The sequence below is a fragment of the Rhodococcus sp. NPDC056516 genome (assembly GCF_042794655.1).
GTDB lineage: Bacteria > Actinomycetota > Actinomycetes > Mycobacteriales > Mycobacteriaceae > Rhodococcus_F.
In genome coordinates this window covers 626,631-648,239 of the sequence record NZ_JBHTTG010000002.1, presented here as the reverse complement: position 1 = coordinate 648,239, position 21,609 = coordinate 626,631, and the positions used below count along the sequence as shown (strand labels likewise).

Sequence of the window (21,609 nt, the reverse complement as noted above, 5' to 3'; positions counted from 1 at the left end):
ATCGAAAGCAACACGGCACGCTTCGGTTTGCCGAACACTCCGTCAGCCGGCGAAGCCACGCATATACTGGGCTTCGCTGGCTTTCGGCGTTAGCTGCCGCAAGGCAGTTTCCGCTGTCGGCGCACATGCACAGTTGCCTATGCGCAGTTGTGCAGAGCGAAGTCAGCACACCGTATGCACCAGAGAACGTGGTGTCGGTTGTCGGTAGTGGTTCTCCGGACCGGGCAAGTGCCCGAAAGCTCCGGCGGACTTCGATCGACGGCCGCCCGAACGTCGTGACGTCCCGAGGCAGAAATCGCTCGCATAGTAGGAGCGTCTGCAATTCAAGAGGGGGACGTCCCTCGGTGCGCAGTTTCCACCAGGAGGGTGGAAACGCCCGCGCGGGTACGGCGAAGACGAGAGGGAAGTGAAGAGAAAAGAATGACAGACAATTCCGTAGTAGAGGTCGACGAAGGCGTGTTCGAATCCACCGCCGTGATCGACAACGGGTCTTTCGGTACCCGCACCATCCGTTTCGAGACCGGACGCCTTGCTCAGCAGGCCGCCGGCGCCGTCGTCGCTTACCTGGACGACGAGACCATGCTGCTGTCCGCCACGAGCGCCAGCAAGCACCCCAAGGAGCACTTCGACTTCTTCCCCCTGACGGTGGACGTCGAAGAGCGCATGTACGCAGCGGGCCGCATCCCCGGTTCGTTCTTCCGTCGTGAGGGACGCCCCTCCACCGACGCGATCCTGACCTGCCGCCTCATCGACCGGCCGCTGCGCCCGTCGTTCGTCGACGGTCTCCGTAACGAGATCCAGGTCGTCGTCACGGTCATGAGCCTCAACCCGCAGGATCTGTACGACGTCGTGGCCATCAACGCCGCTTCCGCGTCGACGCAGATCGCGGGCCTGCCGTTCTCCGGCCCCGTCGGTGGCGTGCGTGTTGCACTCATCGTCTCCGAGGACAACAAGGCCGGCCAGTGGGTTGCATTCCCGACGGTCGATCAGCTCGAGAACGCCGTCTTCGACATGGTCGTCGCCGGCCGCGTCGTGTCCGGCAGCGGTGACAACGCCGACGTCGCGATCATGATGGTCGAGGCCGAGGCCACCGACAACGTCATCGCGAAGATCGCCGACGGCGCTCAAGCACCGACCGAGGCCATCGTCGCCGAAGGCCTCGAGGCCGCCAAGCCGTTCATCGCACGCCTGTGCGCTGCACAGGCAGCACTGGCATCCAAGGCTGCAAAGCCCACGGGTGACTACCCGGTCTTCCCGGCGTACCAGGACGACGTTTTTGCTGCCGTCGAGGCCGCTGCGTCCGAAAAGCTCAATGCCGCACTGACAATCGCCGGCAAGCAGGAACGCGACGACAAGACCGACGAGGTCAAGGTCGAGGTTCTCGAGCAGGTTGCACCGAATTTCGAAGGCCGCGAAAAGGAACTGGGAGCAGCGTTCCGCTCGCTCACCAAGAAGCTGGTTCGCCAGCGCATCCTGCGCGATCAGTTCCGCATCGACGGCCGCGGCGTCACGGACATCCGTTCGCTCTCTGCCGAGGTCGCGATCATCCCGCGCGCACACGGCTCCGCACTGTTCGAGCGCGGCGAGACCCAGATCCTGGGCGTCACCACTCTCGACATGGTCAAGATGGCGCAGCAGGTCGACTCGCTCGGTCCCGAGACCAGCAAGCGCTACATGCACCATTACAACTTCCCGCCGTACTCCACCGGTGAGACGGGCCGCGTCGGTTCGCCGAAGCGTCGCGAAATCGGTCACGGTGCACTCGCCGAGCGCGCTCTCATGCCGGTTCTGCCCAGCGTCGAAGAGTTCCCGTACGCGATTCGCCAGGTCTCCGAGGCTCTGAGCTCCAACGGCTCCACCTCGATGGGCTCGGTGTGTGCTTCCACGCTCGCACTGCTCAACGCCGGTGTGCCGCTGCGTGCTCCGGTTGCCGGCATCGCCATGGGTCTGGTTTCCGACCAGGTCGACGGTGAAACCCGCTACGTGGCTCTGACCGACATCCTCGGCGCCGAAGATGCTTTCGGCGACATGGACTTCAAGGTCGCAGGCACCAAGGACTTCGTCACGGCTCTGCAGCTGGACACGAAGCTCGACGGCATCCCGTCGCAGGTCCTCGCCGGCGCATTGTCGCAGGCGAAGGACGCACGGACCACGATCCTCGAGGTCATGGCGGAAGCCATCGACACCCCGGACGAGATGAGCCCGTTTGCTCCCCGCGTGACGGCCATCAAGGTCCCTGTCGACAAGATCGGCGAGGTCATCGGCCCCAAGGGCAAGATGATCAACTCCATCACCGAGCAGACCGGTGCCAACATCTCCATCGAAGACGACGGCACCGTGTTCGTCGGCGCCACCGATGGACCGTCTGCACAGGCCGCGATCGACATGATCAACGCCATTGCCAACCCGCAGCTCCCCAAGGTCGGCGAGCGGTTCTTGGGCACGGTCGTCAAGACCACCGCCTTCGGTGCCTTCGTTTCGCTCCTGCCGGGACGCGACGGACTGGTGCACATCTCGAAGCTGGGCAGCGGTAAGCGCATTGCCAAGGTCGAAGACGTGGTCAACGTCGGATCCAAGATCCGCGTCGAGATCGCCGACATCGATGCTCGCGGCAAGATCTCGCTGATCCCGGTCGAAGAGGGCAACGACGAGGCTGCCGCTCCGGCCGCCGACGAGGCTGCTTCCGAGTAGATCTCACTTCGTACTCTGATGCGGCCCCGCGCGGATTTCCGTGCGGGGCCGCATCTGTACTGTCTGTAGACACGAACCTGTAGATACCTGATTCACCACTTGCACCGAGGACTGCTGAACCTTTTCATGGCAAAGACCACCCCCAACACCACGCGCAGCCGCAGCGCTGTGCTGAAATCGCCGATCGATGCGAAGTCTCCTGAATCGGGAGTGCAGCGCACGGTCCTTCCCGGCGGCCTGCGCGTCGTCACCGAATTCATCCCCGGTGTGCGTTCGGCCTCCGTCGGCGTGTGGGTCGGAGTCGGCTCCCGCGACGAGCAGCCGAGTGTGGCCGGTGCCGCGCATTTTCTCGAGCACCTGCTGTTCAAATCGACGCCGTCACGGACAGCGTTGGACATCGCGCAGGTCATGGATGGTGTGGGCGGCGAACTCAATGCATTCACGTCGAAGGAACACACCTGTTTCTACGCGCATGTGATCGACGACGACCTTCCGATGGCGGTGGACCTTGTCGCCGACGTCGTGCTGCGCGGGCGTTGCAGAACCGCGGACGTCGACGTCGAGCGGCAAGTAGTGCTCGAAGAGATCGCGATGCGCGACGACGATCCCGAAGACTTGCTCGGCGACGCGTTCCTGACCGCGTTGTTCGGCGATCATCCCGTCGGTCGTCCGATCATCGGTAGCGTCGAATCGATCGAGTCGATGTCGCGCAATCAGTTGCATTCCTTCCATGTTCGGCGTTACACGCCGCAGCGGATGGTGCTCGCCGTAGCGGGAAACGTCGACCACAAGCAGGTTGTGACGCTCGCTCGCCGTGCATTTGCCGGGCATCTCGAGCGTGGGGTCAAGCCGGCGCCGCGGCGCGAAGGCACTCTGCGTTTGCGAACGATGCCTGAACTGAGCTTGACCCACCGCGACAGCGAGCAGGTCCACCTTGCGCTTGGGGTGCGCGCGTTCGGTCGGCACGAGGGCCATCGCTGGGCGCTGTCGGTTCTCAACGCCGCAGTCGGTGGCGGGCTGAGTTCTCGTCTCTTCCAAGAGATTCGGGAGAAGCGCGGGCTCGCGTACTCCGTCTATTCCGGCGTCGACACCTTCGCGGACACCGGAGCGTTCTCCGTGTACGCGGGTTGTCAGCCGGAGAACCTCGGGGAGGTTGCCACGGTGATCCGCGAGGTGCTCGCGAACGTGGCGAGGGACGGAATCACCGATGCCGAGATCGCCCGCGCCAAGGGATCGCTGCGCGGCGGATTGGTTCTGGCACTGGAAGATTCAGGCTCACGCATGAACCGTATCGGTCGCAGTGAATTGAATTACGGCAACCATCGCAGTGTTGCGCAGACGCTCGCGACCATCGACGCAGTCACCTCCGAAGAGGTGCTCGAGGTGGCGCAGGTGCTCTTGACGAGGCCGTTTGCAGCGGCCGTCGTCGGCCCGTACAAGCGGGTTCGTGACCTCCCCGCGTCGGTACGCGGGATCGTGGGCAAGTAGCTCGAACAATCGAAATCGGGGTGTGCAGTTGAAGATCCGTGGTGCAGTGCTCGAAGAGATCGGCCGGGAGCGTCCCTTTGCGGAATCGACCCCGATTTCGATTTCGGAGCTTGATCTCGAATCCCCGGGCCCCGGCGAGATCCTCGTCAAGATCGAAGCTGCCGGGCTTTGTCACTCCGACCTCTCCGTGGTCGACGGGAATCGCGTGCGTCCCGTGCCGATGTTGCTGGGACACGAGGCTGCTGGTCGAATCGTCGAACTCGGCGACGGGGTCGATTCGCTGTCGGTTGGCGCCCGCGTCGTGATGACATTTCTTCCGCGGTGCGGTGATTGTGCGGGATGCGCCACCGACGGCCGGATGCCGTGCACGGTGGGCAGCGCCGCCAACAACGACGGCAGTTTGCTCGGTGGCGCGCAACGACTGCGGCGCTCCGGCGAGAACGTCAAACATCATCTCGGTGTTTCGGGTTTCGCGACGCATGCGGTGGTCAATGCCAAGTCGGTAGTTGCCGTCGACGACGACATCCCGGCCGAAATTGCAGCCGTACTCGGCTGCGCGGTATTGACCGGCGGGGGAGCGCTGCTCAACGCGGCCAGGCCTCGCCCGGCTGACACGGTGATGGTCGTCGGATTGGGCGGAGTCGGGATGGCCGCAATTCTGACGGCGCGCGCACTCGGGGTCGAGAATGTCATCGGCGTCGACGCACTGGAATCGAAGTTGGCCCAGGCCCTGGAACTGGGCGCGACCGAGGTCTTCACACCGTCCGGGTTGTCCGAGAGTGGCATCCGCGCAGACATCGTCGTCGAGGCTGCGGGAAATGCTCGGGCCTTCGAGACCGCGGTGGCTGCGACGGCAGCGGGTGGCACGACCGTCACGGTCGGGTTGCCGGCGCCTGACGCGCGCTCGTCGATCTCACCTCTCGGGCTGGTCGCCGAAGCGCGGACCATCATCGGTAGCTACCTGGGATCTGCGGTCCCGTCCCGCGACATCCCGATCTACGCGCAGTTGTGGCGCGACGGGAAGCTACCGGTCGAGAAGCTGATCTCCTCGCGAATCGAATTGGCCGACATCAATTCGGGCATGGACGAACTTGCCGACGGAAAAGCAATCCGACAGGTCATTATCTTCGAATCGGAGTAGCGCCACGCTGGCGTTATGCAGGTTTTTTGCGACTGCAACGAGATGAGAATCCACGCGAGCCGCCCCGGAAAATCGTTACCTCCTGTAACGCTCATCTCGTACTGGACGACTACTCGAATGACGTTGCGTGACGCCCCGGGGGTCGGTCGTACGTTTTCCAAAAGCTGATTGGGGAGAAGATATGCCGGTTCGTGGGTTCTTTTCGCGACATCGAATACTGGCGGGTGCAGTAGCGCCTGCAGCGCTCGGCGTGGCCGCGTTGGTGGCGGTCGCAGTTGCCGTGGATTCTCCGCAATCACAGACGATCGAGACCGAGTTGACCGCGTCTGTCACCGAGTGCCACGACACGGTCGGGATCGGTGTTGCCGGTCGCGGTGACACGCCGGTCGAGGGCACGACGAAGATGCTCGTCGGTGCGGATGGAAAGACGCTCCTGCCGGCGGCGCTCACAGACGACTACAGCAGCCACTGGGTAGACGGGGTACTCAAGGCACCCGCCGGTTCGGTCAAGGACGGCTCGTACGCCTCCGTCTACATCGCGTACCCCGCCAACATGGACAGTTACGAAGAAGCCGTGACTACGGGCGCGGACAACACGCGAGCTGTCATGAAGGCGATCAGCGCCGCGTGCCCGAACACGAAGTTCTCGATTGTCGGGTACAGCGAGGGCGCTGACGTCGTGCGCCGCGTCGCGATGGACATCGGCTCGGAGTCGAGTACCTCCGGCATCAATCCAGACAACGTCGTTGGTGTTGTGATCTTCGCCGACGCTGGTCGACTCGCGGGTGAGGGACCATTCCCCGGCGCGAAAAACCCCTACACGAACCCTGACGGTTTCAACGAGAAGTATCAGGACGGAAAGAAGACCGCTTCCGGATCCGGGGCACTGCCGGGAACCAGCGGAGATTTTGGTGCCCTGAACGGCAAGATTGCGTCCTTCTGCTCTGACGGTGACCTCACCTGCGCAGCCCCCGAGAACATTTCACTCCTGATCCTGGCGGCAAACGTCGGTCGGCAACTCAACGTAGATCAGTTGCAAGCGCAGAATCTGACGCCGGCCACCGGCATGGATATCGCGGTGGTGATGGGACGCGTGATGTTCGACGCGTTCAACGACATCTCGAGCAATCCCACCTGGATGCAGAGCGACGAAACCTTCCTCCAGGTCTTGCTGAAGGTGTCCGACCCGGCATACAAGCCGAGCGAGGCCACCACCAAGCCAGTCGCGAAGGACTCGGTTTCCACTGAGGAAGTGTCGCCGTTGGCGTACCTGCCGCAGAAGCTGTTCAAGGAAATCGTGGGGCTCATCGCCACGAACCAGAACACGATCCCCGTAATCATGAACGACCCGTACGGCCTGACCTTGGGTCCGGACGTCGGCCACCACTTCGACTACTGGCGTGATTCGGATGTTGGAAACGGAAAGCCCCTGACATCAGCGGAGTACGCAGCCGCGTGGCTGACCTATCTGGCCAAGCAGGCTCAGGACGGCAAGCCTGTCGATTCGTCGGCGAAGCCGACCGCCGAAGAAATGGCGAATGCAATCGATGCCTTGGCTGCCTCACCTTCGGTTACCGACTCGGCCAAGACCACGACAACCACGGCCGCAGCGGTACAACCCGCACCCGCTGGTTCGGAATCTGCAGCACCGGTTCCCGCGGCTCCGACGACGACATCCGTTGCCCCGGCTGCGTCGCCGAGTGTGACTTCAACCGTGGCGCCGTCGACTTCAGTCGAGTCAAGTGCGCCGCCGACCGCGACCGTGACGACGACAACGACGACAACGACGCAAACTGCGGCCGGGTAACCGTCAGGTTTCCGTTCGTCACACGAATAACGCTGTCACAGGCTGCGATCCGCAATTAGTTGCGGATCGCAGCCTGTTTTCCTGTACGGGTTCCGTAGCCCGACCGTTGGTGCTTATCGTGGAAGGGAGGTTTCCGGATCACGAATCGTGGGTTTCACCGTGCACGAGCTGTCTATTGCGCAAAGTGTGGTCGACGCCGTGTGTGAGCGTGCCGGCGAGCGACGAGTATCGAGCGTGCGGCTGGAAGTAGGGCAACTCTGCGCGGTGGTTCCACACTCCCTGTTGTTCTGCTTCGACGTCGTCACTGCGGGTACTCACGCCGAAGGTGCCAGCTTGCACATCGATCAGATTGCAACCAGCGCGCGATGCAAAAGCTGCGGCGTGACGTTCTCGCCGCCCGACATGTTCTTGCTGTGTGAATGCGGCAGTGCTGATGTCGAGGTGCTTGCTGGCCGAGAGTTGCGGATCCTGTCGATGGAAGTGAGCTGAGCATGTGCGCGACGTGTGGGTGCGGGGACACCACAGGACCCCGGGTGTCGGTAGTCGCAGACGGAGAACACGAGCAGGAACAGGGTCATGGTCACGGTCACGGTCACGGGTATGACCATGAGCACAGCCACCCCGACCACACTGTGATTCTCGAGCAGCAGGTGCTTGCCAAGAACGACGGCATTGCACTGCACAATCGTGAGTGGATGCGGGCGCGCGGAATCACGGCGCTCAACATCATGAGTTCGCCCGGCGCGGGGAAGACGACGTTGCTGGCGCGAACGATCCGCGAACTCGAACGGCAACGACCTGTCGCAGTGATCGAAGGTGACCAGGAAACCCGCCTCGATGCCGAACGGATTCGCGAGACCGGTGCGTCGGTGGTCCAGGTGAACACCGGGGCCGGTTGTCACCTCGACGCGGAGATGATCGACCGCGCACTACGCGCCCTGGACCCCGCAGACGAGTCGCTGCTTCTGATCGAAAACGTCGGAAACCTGGTGTGCCCCGCGCTCTTCGACCTGGGCGAGGAAGGCAAGGTTGTCCTAATTTCGATACCGGAGGGGGATGACAAGCCGAAAAAGTACCCGCACATCTTTGCCGTCGCGGACCTGGTCGTGATCAACAAGATCGACTTGCTCCCATACGTCGAGTTCGACGTCGATGCCTGTGTCGCACAGGCGAAAATCCTCAATCCTGCTGTGCGCGTGGTTGTTTTATCTGCGACGACAGGTGAGGGCATGGACGAGTGGTACGAGTGGATCGGTAGTCGTTCGGCGATTTCTCCGGTGGCCGTTGACAACTGATCTGCTCGGGTAGTTAATGAAATGAGTGGGTGCCACGCAAGTGGGCCGAGGTTCGACTCCGGTGGCGTCAGCGTTTCGGTGCCGCGGCAATTCGAGGCCACAGAGTTTTGAGGCCATAGCGTGTCAGGCCGGTGGCGGCGCCGAGAATCAGGCGCAAGTGCACCCGTGAAAGCGGCTGACATGGACACACAAAAATCGACTGCTGGCACCACGGCGGAACCTGCCTCCGAAAGCGCAGCGACCTCCCGAAGCGCAGCGGCGAAAGCGGAAGAAACCTTGATCCACGTGCTGTGGATCAATGCCGGGCTCAGTTGCGACGGTGATTCGGTGGCGCTGACTGCCGCCACGCAACCCAGTATCGAGGAGATCGCGCTCGGTGCGTTGCCCGGCCTGCCTCAGGTAGCGGTTCATTGGCCGCTCATCGACTTCGAATGCGGACCGCAGGGTGGCGCTGACGATTTCCTGGAGTGGTTCTGGAAAGCCGACCGGGGAGAACTGGAACCCTTTGTTCTTGTTGTCGAAGGATCGATACCGAACGAGAAACTTCACGACGAAGGGTACTGGTGTGGTTTCGGGAACAATCGCGAAACCGGCCAACCGGTCACCACGAGCGAATGGCTCGACAAGCTGGCACCGAAAGCCACTGCGGTAGTCGCAGTCGGCACGTGTGCGACATACGGCGGAATACATGCGATGGCCGGCAATCCGACGGGTGCGATGGGTGTGCCGGACTATCTCGGGTGGACCTGGAAATCGAAGGCGGGCATCCCGATCGTGTGCGTTCCCGGGTGTCCCATTCAGCCGGACAACCTCTCCGAGACCCTGACCTATCTTCTGTACATGGCCACTGACCAGGCGCCGATGATTCCCTTGGACGAATCCCTGCGCCCGCAGTGGCTTTTCGGTGCCACCGTTCACGAAGGCTGTGACCGTGGCGGATACTACGAACAGGGCGAGTTCGCGACGGAGTACGGGTCACCGAAGTGCATCGTCAAACTCGGGTGTTGGGGACCGGTCGTGAAATGCAATGTCCCCAAACGTGGTTGGATCAACGGAGTTGGCGGGTGTCCCAACGTCGGCGGGATCTGCATCGGGTGCACTATGCCGGGGTTCCCCGACAAGTTCATGCCGTTCATGGATGAACCGCCCGGCGGCAAACTCTCCACCAATGCGGTGGGAATGTACGGGTCCGTGATTCACAGTCTGCGCCGGATCACCGGTCACACGTTGGACAAGGAACCGCACTGGCGCGAGCGCGGGTCGAAGTTGCTCACCGGTGCAACGCGTACGTGGTGACCGACCGGATACATTCAAATCAGTTCGTGAGCAACGTCTCTGGGAGGCACTGCAATGACGGCCATCGTTCCCGAACCCACCTCGACTGCGGACCGCGACGGTCTTGTCGAGATGGCGTGGGACCCTATCACCCGAATCGTCGGCAGTCTGGGCATCTACACCAAGATCGACTTCGCCAATCGCGAAGTGGTGGAGTGCCACAGCACGTCGTCGATTTTTCGTGGGTATTCCCTGTTCATGAAGGGGAAGGACCCGCGCGACGCGCATTTCATCACCAGTCGTATCTGCGGCATCTGCGGTGACAATCACGCCACGTGCTCGTGCTACGCACAGAACATGGCGTACGGCGTCAAGCCGCCGCATCTGGGCGAGTGGATCGTCAATCTCGGCGAGGCCGCCGAGTACATGTTCGACCACAACATCTTTCAAGAGAATCTGGTCGCAGTCGATTACTGCGAGAAGATGGTCTCCGAGACGAATCCCGGTGTGCTGGCGCAGGCGGAGAACACGCGCTGCCCGCACGAGGATCAGCATGGTTATCGCACGATCGCCGACATCATGCGGACCCTCAATCCGTTCACGGGTGAGTTCTACCGGGAGGCGTTGCAAGTCTCGCGTTCGACCCGTGAAATGTTCTGCCTGATGGAGGGTAGGCACGTCCACCCGTCGACGCTCTATCCCGGTGGCGTCGGCACGGTCGCGACGATCGAACTGATGACGGACTACATGTCGCGGCTGATGCGGTACGTCGAATTCATGAAGAAGGTCGTGCCCATGCACGACGACCTGTTCGACTTCTTCTACGAGGCGCTGCCTGGTTACGAAAAGGTAGGACTGCGGCGGACCCTGCTGGGTTGTTGGGGTTCGTTCCAAGACCCCGAGTACTGCAATTTCTCGTACAAGGACATGACCGACTGGGGCCGGAAGATGTTTGTCACTCCCGGTGTTGTTGTCGACGGCAAGCTGGTCACAACAGATTTGGTGGACATCAACCTCGGTATCCGAATCATGCTGGGCTCCTCGTATTACGAGGACTGGAGTGATCAGGAGATGTTCGTCAAAACCGATCCGCTGGGTAACCCGGTCGATCGCAGGCACCCGTGGAACCAACACACCAACCCCCACCCGCAGAAGCGGAACCTCGAGGACAAGTACAGCTGGGTCATGTCTCCGCGATGGTTCGACGGAAAAGACAATCTCGCTCTGGACACCGGCGGGGGAGCATTGGCTCGTCTGTGGAGCACCGCTCTTGCCGGCCTGGTCGACATCGGATACCTCGAGTCGACCGGACACAGTGTGAAGATCAATCTTCCGAAAACAGCGTTGAAGGGTCCGGTCTCGCTGGAGTGGAACATTCCAGAACACGGCAGCAACACTCTCGAAAGGAACCGTGCGCGAACCTATTTCCAGGCGTACGCAGCGGCTGCTGCCCTTCATTTCGCCGAGAAGGCGCTTGTCGAGATCCGGGCCGGCCGCACCAAGACGTGGGAGTCGTTCGAGGTCCCGGACGAGGGTATCGGCTGCGGATTCACCGAAGCCGTCCGCGGAGTTCTCTCACATCACATGGTGATTCGTGACGGAAAGATCGCGAACTATCACCCGTACCCACCGACGCCGTGGAACGCGAGCCCGCGCGACAGCTACGGAACCCCCGGGCCGTACGAGGATGCCGTGCAGGGTCAGCCGATCTTCGAGGAGAACGATCGAGATCACTTCAAGGGCATCGACATCATGCGGACCGTGCGCAGTTTCGATCCCTGTCTGCCGTGCGGCGTCCACATGTACCTCGGCGGCGGTAAGACCCTGGAGAAGTTGCACTCGCCGACGCAGTCCGTGACCGGGGAGTGATCGATGGAACAATCGGCCGACTACTGGCGCGGAGCAGGTGAGCGTATCGAGACGTTGTTGCAGGCCAATGCCGGTGCAGGCCCGGTGGCCAAAGATCGCGCCGAGCAACTGGTGCGTGAGGTCGTGCAGTTGTACGGCGCAGCACTCGAACGCACCGTCGCGCTGGCGGATCCGGCCACGATGGATGCGATGGTTCGCGACGATCTGGTGTCCAGCCTGCTACTGGTGCACGGACTTCACCCGCACGACGTGGAGACCCGCGTCCGCACTGCGCTCGACAGCGTCCGTCCGTACCTCGGTTCGCACGGCGGCGACGTCGAACTGATCGAGGTGGCGGGCGGCGTGGTGCGACTACGGCTTCTCGGGAGCTGTAACAGCTGTCCTTCGTCCTCGGTCACCCTCGAAACCGCCGTTCAGGATGCGGTGCAGGCGGCGGCACCCGAGACCACCGGAATAGACGTCGAAACACCCGACCCGCGCGAGGTGAAGTCGGGTGTGATCTCGGTCGAGTCCCTGTTCTCGCACGTACACGCCGACGGGGGAGGTGCGCACTGGGTGGAGGTCCCCGAATTCGCCGAAGTCGACGTGGGCGAGGTCGCGGGGTTCCGGGTATCGGGCACCGATCTGTTGGTCTGTCGCTCCGGTGACGATCTGTACGCGTATCGCGACCATTGCCCGGTGTGTGAGCACTCGATGGCGGGGGCTGTGCTCGAACGCATGATGGGCCGACCTGCCCGAGACGCCGCCGTCCTCACCTGTCCGACGTGCTCTGCCCATTTCAGTGTGTACGGAGCGGGAGCGCGGGTGGGCACCGGCTCCGAGCACCTGGCGCCTGTGCCGGTGTTGATTCGCGACGGGGTGCTCTCGGTTGCGCTTGCTGACGATTCAGCGATACCGGTGACCTAGCCGTGAACGCAGCCCGGTCATGAAAGTCACTGTGGGAGAGGTGCTCACACGAATCGCCTCGACGCGTGCCGTTCCGACCGGACCGCGGTGTGAGATGTGTGCGGCGGGCATAGGCGACGAACACCAACACGTCGTGGACGTACAGGTCCGGAGCCTGATGTGCGTGTGCCGTCCCTGCTATCTACTTTTTGCGCCGGTCGACGCGGACCTTCGATACAAGGCGGTTCCCGATCGGTATCTCGAATTTCCGAACTTCGACCTCGGACCTGGCCGGTGGGAGTCTCTGGAAATCCCCGTCGGCCTGGCATTCTTCTTTCGAAACTCACTCCTCGACAAGTACATAGTCTTCTACCCGGGGCCGGCCGGAGCTACCGAATCCGAGTTGCCCATCGACTCGTTCGAGACTGTGCTCGCGGAGAATCCGGGGCTTTCGCAGATGCGGGCCGACGTCGAGGCGTTGATCGTGTCGGTGCCCACGTCAGGACAATCGCCGAGATGCTTTGTTGTTCCCGTCGACGCCTGTTACGAACTGGTGGGACGGTTGCGCACCGTGTGGCGCGGATTCGACGGTGGCCAGGATGCCGCACGCGCAGTGGACGAGTTCTTCGGGCGCGTCGAGGCGCGAAGCAGGTCGGCATGACTGTTCTCGACTTCTCGGTCGACGACGTGGAGGTGGAACCGTACGCGGTTACGCCGAATCTGACGGTGAGATTGAGGATGTCGGAATCCACCGGCGCGACCGTCCGTGCGGTGGCTCTGCGCGCGCAGGTTCGAATCGAACCGCACCGCCGACCGTACTCCGACGCGGAAGGCGAAGGTCTGCGCGATCTCTTCGGTCCGCGGGAGCGTTGGTCGAGTACGCTGCGCACCTTCCTGTGGTTGGAATGTTCCACGGTCGTTCAAGGATTCACCGGAACAACGGTCGCGGCCTTACCCATGGCGTGTACGTACGACTTCTCGGTGACGGCGTCGAAGTACCTGCACGCACTCGGTGACGGAACGATTCCGATCGTGGTTCTACTGAGCGGAACCGTATTCACCGACGGGCAGCGCGGTTTCTCGGTCCAGCAGATCCCGTGGGACCGATCTGCTGCCTACGAATTGCCGGTCGACGTGTGGAAACAGCTGATGGCCACGCATTATCCGGCCGCTGGTTGGGTACGCCTCGACCATGAGACGATTGCCGATCTCGTGCGATTCAAGGCAGCTCACGGCCTCACGGACCTCGATTCAGCCGTGCGGCAGTTGCTGACGGCGAGCCAGGTGCAGCGATGACCCGAACGGAGATGGATCACGACGTCCGGGCCGTGGCCGACGCTGTCCTGTACGAGGGATATCTTCTCTATCCTTACCGGGCAGGCTCGGCGAAGAATCAATCCCGTTGGCAGTTCGGGGTTCTCGGACCGCCAGGCGCCGCCGAGGTCGGAGTCGGCGAGGAACCGTCGATGTCCGCCCAATGCCTGCTCGGCGAATTCGAGGGGAGGGGCCCTGCTGCCGAACCCGTCGAAGTGACTGCGACTGTGAGATTTCTGCATCACCAGTCTCGGACGGTTGAACGACTCGGTGCCGGCGGCGCGTGGATCCCGGTCGATCGGTTGGTAGTCGACGAGCGCGAGTCGATCTCGTGGGACGAAGCCACCGAATCCGAGATCGTGTTGGGTCCGTGGGGTCTGGACGAGCTCGAGGCCGGCGTCGAAGAAACCTTCTGTGCGGCGGGGGTTGTCGACGGAGAGACTTTGTCGGACTCTCGGGGCAGGGTGGTCGGACGGATCGTTCGGACGCGGCTTCCGGTGAATGGCTTCTTGGCAGTGAGCGCCTCCGCCGGGGGCGGGCGCACGGTGATTTCCGTGAAGATCATGAACGCCACGAGCGTCGACGCACGGGACAAGGGCACGGCCACTGCGCAATCGATGCTGGGGACTCACGTCATTGTGAACTGCACAGGCTCGCGGTTCCTGTCGTTGTTCGAAGACGCAGATCACTCGGAGTCGCTGCGGCAAGATCGCTGTTATCCGGTGCTTGCGGGGACCGAGGACCCCTCTCACCCTGGTACGTCGCCCACCGTTCTGGTGTCACCGATCATCTTGTACGACTTTCCCGAGATTGCGCCGCAGAGCGAGGGATCTCTCTTCGATTCGACGGAGATCGACGAAATTCTCACCCTGAGAATCCTCGCCATGACCGACGAGGAAAAGGCGCGGGCGCGGGCAACCGACTCCAAAGCTGCCGACATCATCGACCGATGTGAGCGCTTGACGGACGATGATCTAGCCGGCCTTCACGGTGTGCTGCGAGATCCGCACGCCGGTTCTGATCTGATACCCGGGGTGCCTGACGGCGTGGACTGGTGGACCCCGGAAGCCGACACCAGTGTTCAACCACGCACCGACGCAGTTCTGATCAACGGCGTCCGCGTCTGTGGTGGAAGTACAGTTCGGCTTCACCCCTCACGTCGCGCCGATGCTCAGGACCTGTTCTTCGACGGCCGGATCGCCCACGTCGCCACCATTCATGAAGACGTGGACGGCGACATTCATGTTGGGGTGACACTCTTGGACGATCCGGCCGCCGATCTGCACAACTGGTACGGCCGCTACCTGTACTTCGCGCCGGACGAGATAGAGCCGATGCCGCGAGACAGCGCGAGTTGACGCACTTCAGAGCTATCGGACTTCACAGCTATCGAGAGGAGAACTCGCCATGAGGAACATGGGATTGCTGTCGACGGCACTTCTCGGCGCCACCGCGATCGCAGCCGCGGTCGTTCTGGTGGTGTCGATGCCGGACATCCAGCGTTATCTGCGAATGCGAAAGATGTAAAACGCTGTGCGCGTGCTGATTGCAGGTGTCGGAAATATATTTCTCGAAGACGACGGATTCGGCCCCGAAGTTGTTCGGGCGCTGCAGCATGAGATTCTCCCGTCGGGAGCTCGCTTGGTCGACTACGGGATTCGGGGCGTGCATCTGGCCTACGACTTGTTGGAGTCGTGGGACGCGCTGGTGCTGATCGACGCCTTACCGGTGACCGGAGTCCCGGGGAAGCTCGCGATCATCGAAGTGGACCCCGAAAGTGAAGGTCCGCAAGGAGGTTTCGACGCGCACTCGATGCATCCGAGTTCGGTGTTTGCCAGTCTGCAGGCCCTCGGCGGAACACTCCCGCGGACGTTCGTGGTGGGGGCACACGCGAAATCGATTGGCGACGGAATCGGATTGAGTGCAGAGATGCGTGATTCGGTCGGACAAGCCGCCTCTGCGGTGATGGCACTCGTCCGGTCGATCGACGTGGATTGTGATGCCACCACATTGGGGCCGGAGGTGTGAGTCATGTGTCTGGGGATTCCGGGACGGGTACGCGAACTACTGAACGGATACGGCGGTCAACTCGCCCTCGTCGACGTTGAAGGTGCACCACGCAAGGTCAACATCGGAATGCTCGACGAAGGCGCCGTCACGGCAGGTGACTGGGTAGTGATCCACATGGGCTTTGCAGTCGAGAAGGTCGACGAGCAGGGAGCACGCCACGCTCGGGCCGGCCTCGAACTGATGGGCCGTGGTGATCATGACGGTGAGATCGACGACTCCGATACTCGTACGGGCGAGGTCGGGACATGATGATCGCCTGCCATGTCATCGTTCGTGGCGTAGTCCAGGGGGTGGGATTCCGGCCGTTCGTTCATGCGACCGCCACCGAGCTGGGACTTTCGGGTTCGGTAGGAAATTCTGCGCTCGGTGTCGTGATCGACGTCGAAGGCGACGGAGAGGCAATCGATGCATTTGTCGCTCGGGTGCGCAACCGCCCCCCACCGCTGGCCCGGGTGGAGTCGGTAGAGCGCGAGGACTCGCGGCCGGTAGGTCGTCAGGGGTTTTGCATAATCGAGACGGATGCAGGGTCGGTCGGACGAACCTTGGCGCCGGCCGACGTCGGGATCTGCGACGATTGCCTCCGCGAACTGACCGATCCGAGCGATCGACGATTTCGTCATCCCTTCATCACCTGTACCAATTGTGGTCCACGATTCACGATCATCGAGTCGCTGCCCTACGACCGAGCCGCCACGACGATGAAACGGTTCCCGTTGTGCGCGACCTGTGCGGCGGAGTACGTGGATCCCTCGGACCGGCGGTTTCACGCGCAACCGATTGCCTGCCCGGAGTGCGGTCCGACGCTCTCATTCGTGGAACGGGGCACGGACGCGGTGAGCGGCGAGGCCGCACTGCTACGAGCCCGATCGCTACTACGAGACGGGAAGATTCTTGCTGTCAAGGGGATTGGAGGGTTCCACCTGGCCTGCGATGCCCACGATGATCGCGTGGTCCACGAATTGCGTGAACGCAAACATCGAGCAAGCAAGCCGTTGGCGGTGATGGTGCGAGATGTGCGAGAAGCCGGAGAGCTGGGTGCGGTCGGGGATGCCGAGGCCGATGCCATGTCCTCGCGCGAGCGTCCGATAGTGCTGGTTGCCAAAGCGTCTGGCTATGCGCTTTCGCCCTCGGTTGCGCCCGGCATTCCGGATATCGGAATCATGCTGGCCTACAACCCGATTCAGCACCTTCTTCTGGGTTTGGCCGGAGATGCTGCGGGCCCGGCGGTGTTGGTCATGACATCGGCGAACATCGGTGGAGAGCCGATTCTGTACTCCGACAACGATCTCGATCGATTGGGTGACTTGGCCGACGGGGTCTTGACGCACAACCGTCCGATCTTGATGCCGTGTGACGACTCGGTGATGCGAATAGTGGACAGCCGACGACAGTTGCTTCGTCGCTCGCGCGGATATGCTCCGCTGCCCGTCACCGCGCCGTTCGACGTACCGCCTACCTTGGCGGTCGGGGCCGACCTGAAGAACACCTTCTGTCTTGCAGAGGGCGGATATGTGTGGCCGAGTCAGCACATCGGAGACATGGGCGACCTTGCTGTTATCGACAGTTTTGCTGCGTCGGAGAGTCACTTCGAATCGATCACGGGAGTAGTGCCGCACCAGATTGCCTGCGACGAGCATCCGCGGTATCGCTCGTCCTCGTGGGCTCGCAGTCGTAGTGGTGACCGACCGGTGCGCGTCGTCGGGCATCACCACGCACATGTGGCTGCCGTGATGGGGGAGAACGGCCGGGACGGGAGCGAACCAGTTCTCGGAATGGCGTTCGACGGCACCGGTTACGGGGCGGACGGCGCAGTGTGGGGAGGGGAACTACTGCTGGCGACGTACAAGGGTTATCGCCGTCTCGCGCATCTGGGATACGTACCGCTGCCCGGGGGCGATGCCGGAGTGGAACGGCCGTACCGAATGGCGCTCGCTCACCTGTGGCATGCGGGGTTGGACTGGGAATCCGACCTCGCGCCCGTGGCAGCCTGTCCGCCCCGAGAGCAGTCGGTCCTACTTCATCAGTTGGAGACCGGTTTCGGGTGTGTGGACACCTCCAGCATGGGGCGGTTGTTCGACGCAGTCTCCTCGCTGACCGGAGTCCGACAGAGGGTCGACTACGAAGCGCAGGGTGCCATCGAGTTGGAGGGGATTTCGAGGGCAATCGACAGCGCCGGTTCGCGGTACACCTTCGACGCGGTGCAGTCGGACGACGATTCGTGGACAGCAGATCCGCGGTCGGTCATTCGGGCTGTTGTCCGCGATCTGCGGGAGAAGGTGCCCGCCGAAGTGATCGGCGCCCGTTTCCACGAATCCGTAGCGCACCTGGTGCTCGAGTGGGCAATTCGTGGTCGGGAATTGGCGGGAGTGGACGAGGTAGTACTCACCGGAGGTGTCTTCCAGAACCCTCGCCTGCTCGTTCGGGCGTGTGCTCTGCTCGGAGCCGCTGGATTCATGCCGCTGACAGGACTGGAGCTACCACCGAACGACGGCGGTCTCGCTTACGGCCAAGTGCTGGTCGGGAGTTCGTCATGAGATCAGGAGTTGTGCCATGTGCCTAGCCGTACCAGGACGTATCGAGTCTCTGGAGGAACGCGACGGAACGACGATGTCGGTGGTGAACTTCGGTGGCGTCCGAAAAGAAGTGTGCCTCGAGTACATTCCGGGCGCCCAAGTGGGCGAGTACGTCGTGGTGCACGTCGGATTTGCCATCCAGCGACTCGACGAGGAATCCGCTCGCAGCACGCTGGCGGAATTCGAGCACCTCGGCGTACTCGAAGAGGAATTCGGTGACGGGTTCGAAAGGGCTGCCCGGGCCGCGGGGATCGAACCGAAGGAGAAAGAATCATGAAGTATCTGGACGAGTTCTCCGATCCGGAACTGGCCGGCAAACTGCTGGATCAGATCCGCGCGCTGGCCACACGGCGATGGGCGATCATGGAAGTGTGTGGTGGTCAGACACATTCGATCATCAGACACGGCATCGATCAACTACTTCCGCAACAGATCGAGATGATCCACGGACCCGGATGCCCGGTCTGCGTCACCCCGCTCGAGATCATCGACAAAGCTCTCGAAATCGCGGCAAGACCCGATGTCATTTTCTGCTCCTTCGGGGACATGTTGCGAGTTCCGGGGAGTTCGTCGGATCTGTTCCGGATCAAGAGCGCCGGCGGCGACGTGCGCGTGGTGTACTCACCGTTGGATGCTCTGACTGTTGCCAAGGAGAATCCGGACCGGCAAGTGGTGTTCTTCGGAATCGGATTCGAGACCACCGCGCCGGCCAACGCCATGACCGTCTATCAGGCCAATCGCCTGGGTATCGAGAACTTCTCGCTACTCGTCTCGCATGTTCTGGTCCCGCCGGCGATGGCCGCGATTATGGACTCGCCAGAGTGCCGCGTGCAGGCATTTCTGGCGGCCGGGCATGTGTGCAGTGTGATGGGAACGTCGGAGTACCCGGCGCTGGCCGAGAAGTACAAGGTCCCGATCGTCGTCACCGGATTCGAGCCACTGGATCTGCTGGAGGGCATCAGAAAGACGGTGCTGCAGTTGGAATCGGGTCGATACGAGGTCGAAAATGCCTACGCCCGTGCCGTCACGGCCGAGGGCAACACCGCAGCGAAGGCGATGCTCGAGGACGTGTTCGCGGTGTCGGATCGGACCTGGCGCGGCATCGGATCGATCCCGGACAGCGGTTGGCAGTTGGCACCGAAGTATGCGTATTTTGATGCCGAAGAGCGTTTTTCGGTGACCGATATCCATACTGACGAGTCGAGCGTCTGCCGTTCCGGAGAAGTGTTGCAAGGTTTGATCAAGCCACACGAGTGCAGTGCCTTCGGGAAGGAATGCACTCCGCGGAATCCACTCGGTGCCACGATGGTGTCGTCCGAGGGGGCGTGCGCTGCGTACTACTTGTACCGGCGCCTGGAACTTCAGGAGGCGGGTCATGCCGGCTGAGGAGACCGCTGTCGTGGACTTGTCGGCGTGGGTCTGCCCACTGCCGCTGCGTGATTCGCCGAATATCGTCATGGGGCACGGTGGTGGGGGAGCGATGTCCGCCGAGCTCATCGAGCATCTGTTCCTGCCCTCGTTCGGAAGCGCTGCCGATGCAGAACTCGGTGACGCGGCCGTGTTCGACGTCGGCGGGGTGCGGCTCGCCTTCTCGACCGACTCGTACGTCGTGAAACCCATGGTGTTTCCCGGTGGAACGATCGGTGACCTTGCTGTCAACGGAACGGTGAACGACCTGGCGATGGCGGGAGCGCAGCCATTGGTGATGTCGACGGCATTCATCCTCGAGGAAGGGACGGCGCTGACCGACATCGCGGGAATCGCGAAGGCACTCGGGCGGGCCGCGCACGTTGCCGGCGTCCGACTGGTGACGGGTGATACCAAGGTTGTCGATGCCGGTCACGGCGACGGAGTCTTCATCAACACCGCGGGAATCGGGATTGTCGCCGATGGTGTGGACATCAATCCCACCCGCGCACAAGACGGTGACGTCGTGATAGTCAGCGGCGACATCGGCGTTCACGGAGTGGCCGTGATGAGTTGTCGCGAAGGTCTCGAATTCGGGACCGAGGTGCGCAGTGATTGCGCTTCCTTGAACGGCGTGGTCGCCGACATGATTGCCACCGGCGTCGACATCCATGTCTTGCGCGACCCTACCCGGGGCGGAGTTGCCGCGACCCTCAACGAGATCGCTCAGGCGTCGAACATCGGGATTGCGCTGGCGGAGCGAGATCTGCCGATTCCCGCTGACGTGCGTGATGCCTGTGGGCTACTCGGCTTGGATCCGTTGTACGTCGCAAACGAGGGCAAGTTGATCGCTTTTGTTCCACGCGAAGATGCCGACCGAGTTCTGGAAGCGATGCGCGCCAATCCACTGAGTGTGGGAGCTGCCGTGATCGGGGAGTGCGTGGCCGAACATCGCGGAATGGTGGTGGAGCGAACAGCATTGGGGGGCAATCGGGTAGTGGATTTGCCGGCGGGTGAACAACTTCCGCGGATCTGCTGATGACTGCCGTCGATATGGACGGGCCGGTGTTGTTTGCTCGTTACGCGTATCCGCCGAACGAGTTGGGTTACTGCGGACCCGACGATCCTTCAGTGCTGCTTCGACAGGCCCACGGCATCTCGGCGAGTGGCGACCGTGACCGCGCTCGTCAATTCGACGGTGCGTGGCCGTACCTCGAGGCCTTGGCCGTAAGTGCGGGCATCGACGACCCCCTGGATTCGCGAGTGATCGAAGCCTATTGGGTGGGAGGTGATCTCCTCGACTCTCTCGATTCGGGGAAGTTGTTGCAGCACCTGAGGACGGCCTTCGGTAAACGCGAGAACACCGGGTTTCTCCCCGTCCTCGGGGATCGGGACCGCGCGCTCGCTCACCACAGCTTTCACGTACTTCTGGTGTATCCGTGGGTCAAACTGCTTCGGAAGCGCGGTGAGGTCCCACTGTCGGTCCTCCAGAATTGCCGGATCAGATGGGGAGTGGTCGAGGACGTCGGCGAGGAGCACGCATTGGTGGTTTCCTCCCCGCTCGAGTTCGGAGGTGAGAAACTCGCACGCGGCACGCCGGTAGCGCAGCGAGTGCGATGGAGCGTAGACGGCCGCTCACTTGCGGCGACGCCCGTCCCGGGCGCCGTGGTGACGATGCACTGGGATTGGCTGTGCGACAGCATCACTGCCGAGCAGTCACTGGCGTTGGATGCCGCGGAAGACTCGGCATTGCAGATCGCGAACCAGATGCTGTCGACCGATACGTGATCGTTG

Annotated in this window: 20 protein-coding genes; all 20 read left to right on the top strand. The window is 62.3% G+C overall.

The features are described from left to right. Nucleotides 1-420 precede the first annotated feature (420 nt). Nucleotides 421-2,691: a polyribonucleotide nucleotidyltransferase gene (locus ACFQ6Y_RS08060; RefSeq protein ID WP_378533586.1), complete on the top strand. Its 2,271-nt coding sequence runs from the start codon at nt 421-423 to the stop codon at nt 2,689-2,691. 126 nt (nt 2,692-2,817) lie between these two features. Continuing rightward, a complete protein-coding gene (locus ACFQ6Y_RS08055) occupies nt 2,818-4,179 on the top strand; it encodes a pitrilysin family protein (RefSeq protein WP_230813043.1) in 1,362 nt (453 codons plus the stop codon). Nucleotides 4,180-4,207: 28 nt separating this feature from the next. After that, nucleotides 4,208-5,320: an alcohol dehydrogenase catalytic domain-containing protein gene (locus ACFQ6Y_RS08050; RefSeq protein WP_378631354.1), complete on the top strand. Its 1,113-nt coding sequence runs from the start codon at nt 4,208-4,210 to the stop codon at nt 5,318-5,320. A gap of 181 nt (nt 5,321-5,501) precedes the next feature. Continuing rightward, a complete protein-coding gene (locus tag ACFQ6Y_RS08045; RefSeq protein ID WP_378630870.1) occupies nt 5,502-7,127 on the top strand; it encodes a cutinase family protein in 1,626 nt (541 codons plus the stop codon). Nucleotides 7,128-7,286: 159 nt separating this feature from the next. After that, the gene (hypA, locus tag ACFQ6Y_RS08040; protein WP_378631351.1) at nt 7,287-7,616 is read left to right on the top strand and encodes a hydrogenase maturation nickel metallochaperone HypA; all 330 of its coding nucleotides are present in this window, start codon (nt 7,287-7,289) and stop codon (nt 7,614-7,616) included. A gap of 2 nt (nt 7,617-7,618) precedes the next feature. After that, a complete protein-coding gene (hypB, locus tag ACFQ6Y_RS08035; protein ID WP_378630868.1) occupies nt 7,619-8,422 on the top strand; it encodes a hydrogenase nickel incorporation protein HypB in 804 nt (267 codons plus the stop codon). Nucleotides 8,423-8,602: 180 nt separating this feature from the next. Then, complete coding sequence (locus tag ACFQ6Y_RS08030; protein WP_378449942.1) at nt 8,603-9,718, top strand: hydrogenase expression protein HypE; 1,116 nt, start codon at nt 8,603-8,605, stop codon at nt 9,716-9,718. Nucleotides 9,719-9,772: 54 nt separating this feature from the next. After that, the gene (locus ACFQ6Y_RS08025; RefSeq protein ID WP_378449941.1) at nt 9,773-11,566 is read left to right on the top strand and encodes a nickel-dependent hydrogenase large subunit; all 1,794 of its coding nucleotides are present in this window, start codon (nt 9,773-9,775) and stop codon (nt 11,564-11,566) included. A 3-nt stretch (nt 11,567-11,569) separates the two neighbouring features. Next, nucleotides 11,570-12,472: a NifU family protein gene (locus tag ACFQ6Y_RS08020; protein WP_378630865.1), complete on the top strand. Its 903-nt coding sequence runs from the start codon at nt 11,570-11,572 to the stop codon at nt 12,470-12,472. A gap of 19 nt (nt 12,473-12,491) precedes the next feature. Beyond that, on the top strand, nt 12,492-13,112 hold the full coding sequence (locus tag ACFQ6Y_RS08015) for a DUF5947 family protein (protein ID WP_378630862.1): 621 nt from the start codon (nt 12,492-12,494) through the stop codon (nt 13,110-13,112). Next, a complete protein-coding gene (locus ACFQ6Y_RS08010; RefSeq protein WP_378630859.1) occupies nt 13,109-13,747 on the top strand; it encodes a DUF6084 family protein in 639 nt (212 codons plus the stop codon). Before ACFQ6Y_RS08015 ends, ACFQ6Y_RS08010 begins: the two co-directional genes overlap by 4 nt. Continuing rightward, complete coding sequence (locus ACFQ6Y_RS08005; RefSeq protein WP_378630857.1) at nt 13,744-15,123, top strand: hypothetical protein; 1,380 nt, start codon at nt 13,744-13,746, stop codon at nt 15,121-15,123. Before ACFQ6Y_RS08010 ends, ACFQ6Y_RS08005 begins: the two co-directional genes overlap by 4 nt. 49 nt (nt 15,124-15,172) lie before the next feature. Further along, complete coding sequence (locus ACFQ6Y_RS08000; protein WP_374227973.1) at nt 15,173-15,292, top strand: DUF6893 family small protein; 120 nt, start codon at nt 15,173-15,175, stop codon at nt 15,290-15,292. 6 nt (nt 15,293-15,298) lie between these two features. Then, nucleotides 15,299-15,793: a hydrogenase maturation protease gene (locus ACFQ6Y_RS07995; protein WP_378533575.1), complete on the top strand. Its 495-nt coding sequence runs from the start codon at nt 15,299-15,301 to the stop codon at nt 15,791-15,793. A 3-nt stretch (nt 15,794-15,796) separates the two neighbouring features. After that, on the top strand, nt 15,797-16,084 hold the full coding sequence (locus ACFQ6Y_RS07990; RefSeq protein ID WP_378630852.1) for a HypC/HybG/HupF family hydrogenase formation chaperone: 288 nt from the start codon (nt 15,797-15,799) through the stop codon (nt 16,082-16,084). Further along, nucleotides 16,081-18,369, top strand: coding sequence for a carbamoyltransferase HypF (gene hypF / locus ACFQ6Y_RS07985; RefSeq protein WP_378630849.1), 2,289 nt, complete (start codon nt 16,081-16,083; stop codon nt 18,367-18,369). The genes ACFQ6Y_RS07990 and hypF overlap by 4 nt, the downstream gene beginning before the upstream one ends. Nucleotides 18,370-18,385: 16 nt before the next feature. Then, the gene (locus ACFQ6Y_RS07980; protein ID WP_030535597.1) at nt 18,386-18,685 is read left to right on the top strand and encodes a HypC/HybG/HupF family hydrogenase formation chaperone; all 300 of its coding nucleotides are present in this window, start codon (nt 18,386-18,388) and stop codon (nt 18,683-18,685) included. Continuing rightward, a complete protein-coding gene (hypD, locus tag ACFQ6Y_RS07975; protein ID WP_378533568.1) occupies nt 18,682-19,794 on the top strand; it encodes a hydrogenase formation protein HypD in 1,113 nt (370 codons plus the stop codon). Before ACFQ6Y_RS07980 ends, hypD begins: the two co-directional genes overlap by 4 nt. After that, nucleotides 19,784-20,854: a hydrogenase expression/formation protein HypE gene (gene hypE / locus ACFQ6Y_RS07970; protein ID WP_378630846.1), complete on the top strand. Its 1,071-nt coding sequence runs from the start codon at nt 19,784-19,786 to the stop codon at nt 20,852-20,854. Before hypD ends, hypE begins: the two co-directional genes overlap by 11 nt. Next, entirely contained in the window at nt 20,854-21,603 is a 750-nt protein-coding gene (locus ACFQ6Y_RS07965; RefSeq protein ID WP_378630843.1) for a DUF6390 family protein, read from the top strand. Before hypE ends, ACFQ6Y_RS07965 begins: the two co-directional genes overlap by 1 nt. Nucleotides 21,604-21,609 lie beyond the last annotated feature (6 nt).

What these genes read in the sequence shown, in the direction of transcription:
- ACFQ6Y_RS08060 (WP_378533586.1), top strand. Translation starts at nt 421, where the DNA reads ATGACAGACAATTCCGTAGTAGAGGTCGACGAAGGCGTGTTCGAATCC.
- ACFQ6Y_RS08055 (WP_230813043.1), top strand. Translation starts at nt 2,818, where the DNA reads ATGGCAAAGACCACCCCCAACACCACGCGCAGCCGCAGCGCTGTGCTG.
- ACFQ6Y_RS08045 (WP_378630870.1), top strand. Translation starts at nt 5,502, where the DNA reads ATGCCGGTTCGTGGGTTCTTTTCGCGACATCGAATACTGGCGGGTGCA.
- hypB (WP_378630868.1), top strand. Translation starts at nt 7,619, where the DNA reads ATGTGCGCGACGTGTGGGTGCGGGGACACCACAGGACCCCGGGTGTCG.
- ACFQ6Y_RS08030 (WP_378449942.1), top strand. Translation starts at nt 8,603, where the DNA reads ATGGACACACAAAAATCGACTGCTGGCACCACGGCGGAACCTGCCTCC.
- ACFQ6Y_RS08025 (WP_378449941.1), top strand. Translation starts at nt 9,773, where the DNA reads ATGACGGCCATCGTTCCCGAACCCACCTCGACTGCGGACCGCGACGGT.
- ACFQ6Y_RS08020 (WP_378630865.1), top strand. Translation starts at nt 11,570, where the DNA reads ATGGAACAATCGGCCGACTACTGGCGCGGAGCAGGTGAGCGTATCGAG.
- ACFQ6Y_RS08015 (WP_378630862.1), top strand. Translation starts at nt 12,492, where the DNA reads ATGAAAGTCACTGTGGGAGAGGTGCTCACACGAATCGCCTCGACGCGT.
- ACFQ6Y_RS08010 (WP_378630859.1), top strand. Translation starts at nt 13,109, where the DNA reads ATGACTGTTCTCGACTTCTCGGTCGACGACGTGGAGGTGGAACCGTAC.
- ACFQ6Y_RS08005 (WP_378630857.1), top strand. Translation starts at nt 13,744, where the DNA reads ATGACCCGAACGGAGATGGATCACGACGTCCGGGCCGTGGCCGACGCT.
- ACFQ6Y_RS08000 (WP_374227973.1), top strand. Translation starts at nt 15,173, where the DNA reads ATGAGGAACATGGGATTGCTGTCGACGGCACTTCTCGGCGCCACCGCG.
- ACFQ6Y_RS07990 (WP_378630852.1), top strand. Translation starts at nt 15,797, where the DNA reads ATGTGTCTGGGGATTCCGGGACGGGTACGCGAACTACTGAACGGATAC.
- hypF (WP_378630849.1), top strand. Translation starts at nt 16,081, where the DNA reads ATGATGATCGCCTGCCATGTCATCGTTCGTGGCGTAGTCCAGGGGGTG.
- ACFQ6Y_RS07980 (WP_030535597.1), top strand. Translation starts at nt 18,386, where the DNA reads ATGTGCCTAGCCGTACCAGGACGTATCGAGTCTCTGGAGGAACGCGAC.
- hypD (WP_378533568.1), top strand. Translation starts at nt 18,682, where the DNA reads ATGAAGTATCTGGACGAGTTCTCCGATCCGGAACTGGCCGGCAAACTG.
- hypE (WP_378630846.1), top strand. Translation starts at nt 19,784, where the DNA reads ATGCCGGCTGAGGAGACCGCTGTCGTGGACTTGTCGGCGTGGGTCTGC.
- ACFQ6Y_RS07965 (WP_378630843.1), top strand. Translation starts at nt 20,854, where the DNA reads ATGACTGCCGTCGATATGGACGGGCCGGTGTTGTTTGCTCGTTACGCG.